The organism is Vibrio sp. M260118, assembly GCF_036533755.1.
GTDB lineage: Bacteria > Pseudomonadota > Gammaproteobacteria > Enterobacterales > Vibrionaceae > Vibrio.
Window position 1 is genome coordinate 1 of the sequence record NZ_JATABG010000177.1, and the last position, 6987, is coordinate 6987.

5 protein-coding genes and 1 pseudogene are annotated in these 6987 nt (G+C 46.7%); 3 read left to right on the forward strand and 3 right to left on the reverse strand.

What is annotated here, in order from left to right; all coding sequences use genetic code 11:
- The first annotated feature begins 10 nt into the window (after positions 1-10).
- The gene (gene yfbV / locus QTO00_RS11620) at positions 11-463 is read left to right on the forward strand and encodes a terminus macrodomain insulation protein YfbV (RefSeq protein WP_331424964.1); all 453 of its coding nucleotides are present in this window, start codon (positions 11-13) and stop codon (positions 461-463) included.
- A gap of 161 nt (positions 464-624) precedes the next feature.
- Here yfbV and ald read toward each other — a convergent pair whose 3' ends face one another.
- Positions 625-1749: an alanine dehydrogenase gene (gene ald / locus QTO00_RS11625; protein WP_331424961.1), complete on the reverse strand. Its 1125-nt coding sequence runs from the start codon at positions 1747-1749 to the stop codon at positions 625-627.
- A gap of 174 nt (positions 1750-1923) precedes the next feature.
- On the opposite strand from ald, the gene lrp reads away from it, so the two are divergent.
- Positions 1924-2418, forward strand: a complete 495-nt coding sequence (gene lrp / locus QTO00_RS11630; protein WP_038207124.1) for a leucine-responsive transcriptional regulator Lrp — start codon at positions 1924-1926, stop codon at positions 2416-2418.
- Between the two features lie 187 nt (positions 2419-2605).
- Positions 2606-5488 carry a DNA translocase FtsK gene (locus tag QTO00_RS11635; RefSeq protein WP_331424962.1) on the forward strand — a complete coding sequence of 961 codons (2883 nt, stop codon included), beginning with the start codon at positions 2606-2608 and terminating at the stop codon, positions 5486-5488.
- Between the two features lie 244 nt (positions 5489-5732).
- On the opposite strand, the gene dsbB is transcribed toward QTO00_RS11635, so the two are convergent.
- Together dsbB and QTO00_RS11645 are read right to left on the reverse strand one after the other, a co-directional pair.
- Positions 5733-6251 (reverse strand): disulfide bond formation protein DsbB, encoded by a 519-nt coding sequence (dsbB, locus tag QTO00_RS11640; protein WP_331424963.1) that lies wholly within the window; start codon positions 6249-6251, stop codon positions 5733-5735.
- A 92-nt stretch (positions 6252-6343) separates the two neighbouring features.
- Positions 6344-6987: pseudogene (locus tag QTO00_RS11645) on the reverse strand (sodium/proton antiporter); the annotation flags it as partial.

Sequence of the window (6987 nt, forward strand, 5' to 3'; positions counted from 1 at the left end):
AGAGAGCCCTATGAGTAATAAAGTCGGTTTAGTTCACAGCCTTCGTGATGGCCAAAAGTACATGGATACTTGGCCAATGCGCAAAGAGCTCAATTTACTATTCCCTGAACAGCGTATTATTAAGGCAACGCGTTTCGGGGTAAAAGTGATGCCAGCGATTGCCGCAATCAGTGTCTTGACTCAGATGGCGTTCAACAATTACCAATCAATGCCACAAGCCGTCATCATCGCTCTATTTGCGATTAGCATGCCGATTCAAGGTATGTGGTGGTTAGGCAACCGTTCTAACACCCAATTACCACCTGCACTAGCTGGTTGGTATCGAGAAATCCATCAAAAAATCGCAGACAGTGGCTTCGCTTTAGAGCCAATGAAGTCTCGTCCTCGATATAAAGAGCTGGCTCAGATCCTTAACCGAGCGTTTCGTCAACTTGATAAATCTGCGTTGGAGCGTTGGTTCTAAGCTAAGAGACGAGTTGCGAGTTTCTAGTTAAAGCGTTGGCACAGCAAGCGATGTGTCGATAATTGCTCGCCACTCGCCACTCGCCACTCGCCACTCGCCACTCGCCACTCAATAAAAAACGCCCACCGAAGTGAGCGTTTCATATCAATTAACTTTCAACATTAGTTGAACATTGCAATCGCTTCTGTGGGTTCTAGGTACTCTAGATCAAAACTTTCTGCGACTTCTTTACACGTCACTTTACCGTGGATAACGTTTAGGCCCTCTAGGAAGCCTTTGTCTTCTAGAAGTGCTTCACGATAGCCTTTGTTGGCAAGTTTAACGATGTAAGGCAGCGTAGCGTTGTTTAGTGCAAACGTAGAAGTACGAGCAACCGCGCCTGGCATGTTAGCGACACAGTAGTGAACTACGTCATCAACAATGTAAGTTGGATCTGCGTGGGTGGTTGCGTGCGAAGTTTCAAAACAACCACCCTGGTCGATTGCAACGTCGACAACTGCCGCGCCAGCTTTCATTTTAGCGATGTGCTCTTTTGTTACTAGTTTAGGTGCTGCGGCACCTGGGATTAGAACTGCACCGATAACTAGGTCAGCTTCTAGAACATGCTTCTCAATAGCATCTTCTGTAGAGTAAACCACTTTTGCGCGACCTTGGAATTCTTCGTCTAGACGACGCAGAGTATCCACGTTGCGATCTAAGATAGTGACATCAGCACGAAGTCCTACCGCCATGCGTGCAGCATTTGCACCCACAACACCACCGCCGACAACAACAACTTTTGCAGGCTCAACACCTGGTACACCACCAAGTAGAAGGCCGCGTCCACCGTGAGATTTCTCTAAAGTTTGTGCACCTGCTTGAATAGACATGCGGCCTGCGACCTCAGACATTGGCGCAAGTAGTGGCAAGCGACCCATATTATCTGTTACAGTCTCATATGCTATACAGACAGCTTTGCTCTTGATTAGCTCTTCAGTTTGTGGAAAATCTGGTGCTAGGTGCAAATAAGTAAATAATATTTGCCCCTCTCGAAGCATAGCTCGCTCGACAGCTTGAGGTTCTTTAACCTTAACAATCATTTCTGCTTGCGCGAAAACGTCAGCAGCGGTAGGAAGTATGGATGCGCCTACAGCGATGTAATCATCGTCTGAAAAACCGATGCCCGAACCGGCATTAGTTTCAACAAAAACTTGGTGACCTTGAGACACTAGCTCGCGAACGCTCGCTGGAATCATGCCAACACGATACTCGTGGTTCTTGATTTCTTTAGGTACGCCAATAATCATCCTGATTCCTCATTTTATATTGGTTGTATTTAGTATGTCAGTTACATTAACTGTTTGTAGGGTAATTCTGTCGAATTAATGTCTAGTATAGATATGGTTGGATAAAATTTGATACTGAATATTAAAAAGTTGTAGTATATTTTTTTGCAAGGAAGTAATAAGGTGGAATAAAAAATGGCAGACAACGATAAGAAGCCGTCCAAGGATCTAGACCGTATCGATCGCAACATTCTTAATGAGTTGCAGAAAGATGGTCGTATTTCGAATGTAGAACTTTCAAAACGTGTGGGTCTTTCTCCTACACCGTGTTTGGAACGTGTGCGCCGATTAGAGCGTCAGGGGTACATTACGGGTTATACAGCGTTGCTGAATCCGCAATACTTAGATGCATCACTACTCGTGTTTGTAGAAATCACTCTCAACCGTGGTGCACCGGATGTATTTGAACAATTTAATACCGCAGTTCAGAAGCTAGATGACATTCAAGAGTGTCACTTAGTTTCTGGTGATTTTGACTACTTGCTGAAAACTCGAGTGTCAGACATGAGTGCGTACCGAAAATTGCTAGGTGACACTCTTCTACGTCTACCTGGGGTAAATGACACCCGTACATACGTGGTTATGGAAGAAGTAAAACAAACTAATCAGTTGGTTATCAAAACTCGCTAACTCAAGTTTGAGTTTCTGCATTAAAGTCTTAATAGCTTTCTATATTCTGACTTTAAGCAATTGGGTTTTGGTCTTTGATATGGTTAAATCGATAGTCCGAGTGGTGATGCCACTCGGACTATTTTTTTCCTAGCTAATCAGAGTAATGTGTCTACTGATTGGTGCTTTTACAAAGATAAAGTTGGTTATGTTCAAAGAGAACAAAAATAAAGTAGAAACGATCATTAAAACGGGGGAGGCAACTTCACCGTCCCGCCTGAGCGGTCCTCAGCGCCTTAAAGAATGCAGTTTGATCGTGATTGTTTTGATTTCAATTTTGCTAGCGGTCGCACTGGCGACGTTTAGCGCCGCTGACCCTTCTTGGTCCCAAACCGCTTGGGGGGGGGATATCAACAATGCAGGTGGCATTGTAGGTGCTTGGCTAGCTGATACTCTTTTCTTTGTTTTTGGCTCTTTGGCTTATGTTATTCCATTTGTGCTTACAGGTACTGCGTGGGCAATGTTAAGAAACAGAGAGGAAGATGACCCTATCGACTTCATGTTGTGGGGGACGCGTCTTCTTGGCCTTACGATTCTAATTCTTACTAGCTGTGGTCTGGCTGATATCAATTTTGATGACATCTGGTATTTCTCGTCTGGTGGTGTGATAGGGGATGTGCTGACCAGCTTAGCTTTGCCAACACTTAATACCCTCGGTTCGACCTTAGTATTCCTGTTCCTATGGGGAGCAGGCTTTACGTTGTTAACAGGCATCTCTTGGCTATCTATTGTTGATTGGATTGGCGAGTGCGCTACGCGTGGTGTTACATCCATATTTAACAAGCTAAGAGGGCGTGAAGATGAAACTCTGCAACCTGACCTCAGTGATTATGACGAGCAGCCAAGTACCTCTGGAGGGGATGAAGACGCGAGCGAAGAGCCTGTACAGAGCAATAGTCCTGAGCAAAGACGCTTTAACATTCATATTCCAGAAGCGGTGGCAGGCGTAGCGGCTGTCTCAACAGCACAAGCTCAGCAAGAGAGTGCTGCTCAACCTGCTTTTGAACAGAGTGCCTCTGTCTATTCTGGGCAAGAAGCCGCTGAGCCTGACTTCGAACGTAACAAACACTTGGGCGCAACAATTGAAGACTTAGAGCGCGCAGCGATGAGTGGTGAAGAGCTGCCTCAAGTTGCAGGCCAAGAACAAAACCTAGCTGAGCCTGAAGCGTCAATCGATCAAGCTCAGGCTGAGCATGTACCAACGGAAGAACAACAGATACCAACGATTGAAAGTACGGATCTACCTTGGAACGAAGAGGTTGTAGAAGAGCAGGTTGCCCAGCCTTCGATTTCGAGCTCTGAGTTGGAGCAAATCTCTTCGGATATCAAGCCAGAAGACGATTATCATGAGCCAGTGATTTCATCCTTTGAGGTGGTAGAAGACGCAGAGGTGGTAGCGGGTACGGCGCAAGTCGTTCCAGAAGATGAAGACGCAGCGGCGCTTAACAACTTGGTCGCAGAGGCACAAGCGAAGGTTGCCGCACAACAGAACCCATTCCTAGTACAGCAAGAGCCGAATCTGCCGAAGCCTGTTGAGCCAATGCCGACTCTTGAGCTGCTATACCATCCAGAAAAGCGTGAGAACTTTATTGATCGTGAAGCCTTAGAACATATTGCTCGCTTGGTTGAGGCTAAATTGGCTGATTATAAGATTCAGGCTACGGTGGTGGATATTTTCCCTGGCCCTGTTATCACTCGTTTTGAGTTGGATTTAGCGCCAGGTGTGAAAGTAAGCCGAATTTCTGGCTTGTCAATGGACTTAGCTCGCTCGCTTTCAGCAATGGCAGTGCGAGTCGTCGAAGTTATTCCTGGTAAACCATATGTTGGTCTAGAGCTGCCGAATATGAGTCGCCAAACGGTGTTTTTCTCCGATGTCGTCGGCAGTCAACAGTTTATTGAATCTAAATCGCCAACAACTGTGGTACTAGGTCAAGATATTGCTGGCGAGGCAGTGGTAGCCGACCTGTCTAAAATGCCACATGTACTTGTTGCCGGTACGACAGGCTCAGGTAAGTCAGTGGGCGTCAACGTCATGATCTTGAGTATGCTCTATAAAGCAACACCGGAAGATGTTCGCTTTATCATGATTGACCCGAAAATGCTTGAGCTGTCGGTCTATGAGGGGATTCCTCATCTTCTTTCTGAAGTAGTTACCGACATGAAGGATGCGTCCAATGCACTGCGTTGGTGTGTGGGAGAGATGGAGCGCCGCTACAAGCTGATGTCAGCACTTGGTGTTCGTAACATCAAAGGCTTTAACGATAAGCTAAAAATGGCAGCAGAAGCGGGTCACCCTATCCATGATCCACTTTGGCAGCCGGGTGACAGTATGGACCAAGAGCCACCGTTGCTTGAGAAACTGCCTTACATTGTTGTGATTGTCGATGAGTTTGCCGACTTGATGATGGTGGTGGGTAAAAAGGTAGAAGAGTTGATTGCCCGTCTCGCACAGAAAGCTCGAGCAGCAGGTGTCCACCTCATCCTAGCCACTCAGCGTCCATCGGTGGACGTCATTACTGGCTTGATCAAAGCGAATATTCCAACTCGTGTTGCCTTTACGGTATCGACTAAAACTGACTCGCGGACCATTCTTGACCAAGGTGGCGCAGAATCGCTATTGGGTATGGGTGACATGCTTTACTTACCACCGGGTTCTAGCCATACGATTCGTGTTCACGGTGCGTTTGCTTCTGATGACGATGTACACGCAGTGGTGAATAACTGGAAAGCCCGTGGTAAGCCAAACTACATTGATGAGATTACCAATGGTGACCAAGGCCCTGAGGCGCTTCTGCCTGGAGAGAAGCCTGAAGGGGAAGAAGATATGGACCCGCTATTTGATCAAGTGGTTGAGCACGTAGTGCAATCCCGTCGTGGTTCAGTATCGGGCGTTCAGCGTCGCTTTAAGATCGGCTACAACCGTGCTGCACGTATTGTCGAGCAGTTAGAGGTTCAGGGCATTGTTAGCGCTCCTGGTCACAATGGTAACCGTGAAGTATTGGCTCCAGCTCCAGGGCGTGAGATGAATTAGGGGGTGGGAACGGGCTTTGCCCTTCGAGAACACTGCGGTCCGAGAATCGAGACCGGACTGTCTCCGTTGGACAAAACTGTCATTCCTTAGAGTGACGAAGGAGCGAGTAAGGAATCTCCGGAAGCTGTTCCACTTGTTCGAAGAGATCCCCAACACAGTCGTTCCTCCCTCTTGAGGATGACGGTAATAAAAACAAAGGGTTGACGTTTATACGTCAACCCTTTGTTTTTCTGTTCGTTGCTCGCTATTTCTCTTTCACAAACTGTGCGATGACAAAGGGTACTAGCGCAATTAAGTAACCCGCGAAGATGATCACTAGCCACTGAGGCATCGACAGGTCTAGGAATTGCCAAACTATCTTACTGCAATCGCCGTACGCTTCGAACAGCCATGGTGCCCACTGGTTGAGTGGTGCCCAATCTGGGAAGGTGACGAACAAATCACAGGTTTTAAATGGTGATGGGTTGAACTGGTAGTCAACGTGCTCAAGGGAAAGGAGTAAGCCTTGGTATGCAGTCGCGCCCCAAGCCGCAAAACCAACCCAGCGGAAGATAGGATTGCTTGGAGCAATTAAACCGACGATGGCAGCCGCACCTAGTCCCAACATAGCGACACGTTCATAAATACACATAACACAAGGTGCAAGCATCATGACGTGTTGAAAAAATAGCGCACAAGCTTCGAAAAGGAGGACACTCGTCAATAGTAACAACCAAGAGAGTCGCCCTGTAGAAAAAGTCTTTAAAGTGGATAGAATGTTCACGCAGATATCCTGTAATAAAAAAGCTCTGAATATTCAGAGCTTTTTAGCTTGGAAAAGTTTCGGTATCAACTAAAACTTTAAATTATTGTCAATTAATGGCCACCTGAGACTGCAGGAGTTAAGTCACCAACGTGATGGGCAATCCATCCTGCGTCATAGAACCATGCTGTCATAGGTTCGACTAAGAATACGATGCCTGCTAAGCCAACTAAAGCCAGTACGATAGTGTATGGTAGTGCCATGATAACCATGCGGCCATATGACAAGCGAATTAGTGGGGCTAGGGCAGATGTTAGTAGGAACAGGAAGGCCGCTTGGCCGTTAGGCGTCGCAACAGATGGCAAGTTAGTACCTGTGTTGATAGCGACCGCTAGTAGGTCAAACTGGTCACGAGAGATGATTCCATCAATCAATGCCGTTTTGACTTCGTTGATATATACCGTACCAACAAATACGTTATCAGACACCATGGATAGTAAGCCGTTCGCTACGTAAAACAGAGCGAGTTGTGTGCCTTTGTCTTCCACGTGAAGTACCGCATCGATAACCGGCTTAAACAATTGCTGGTCAATAATGACCGCCACAACAGCGAAGAACACGGCTAATAGTGCGGTAAACGGAAGCGCTTCTTCAAAAGCTTTACCCATTGAGTGTTCTTCAATGACTCCAGTAAATGCGGTTGCCAAGATAATAACCGAAAGGCCAATTAGACCGACTGCTGCTAAGTGTAGCGCGA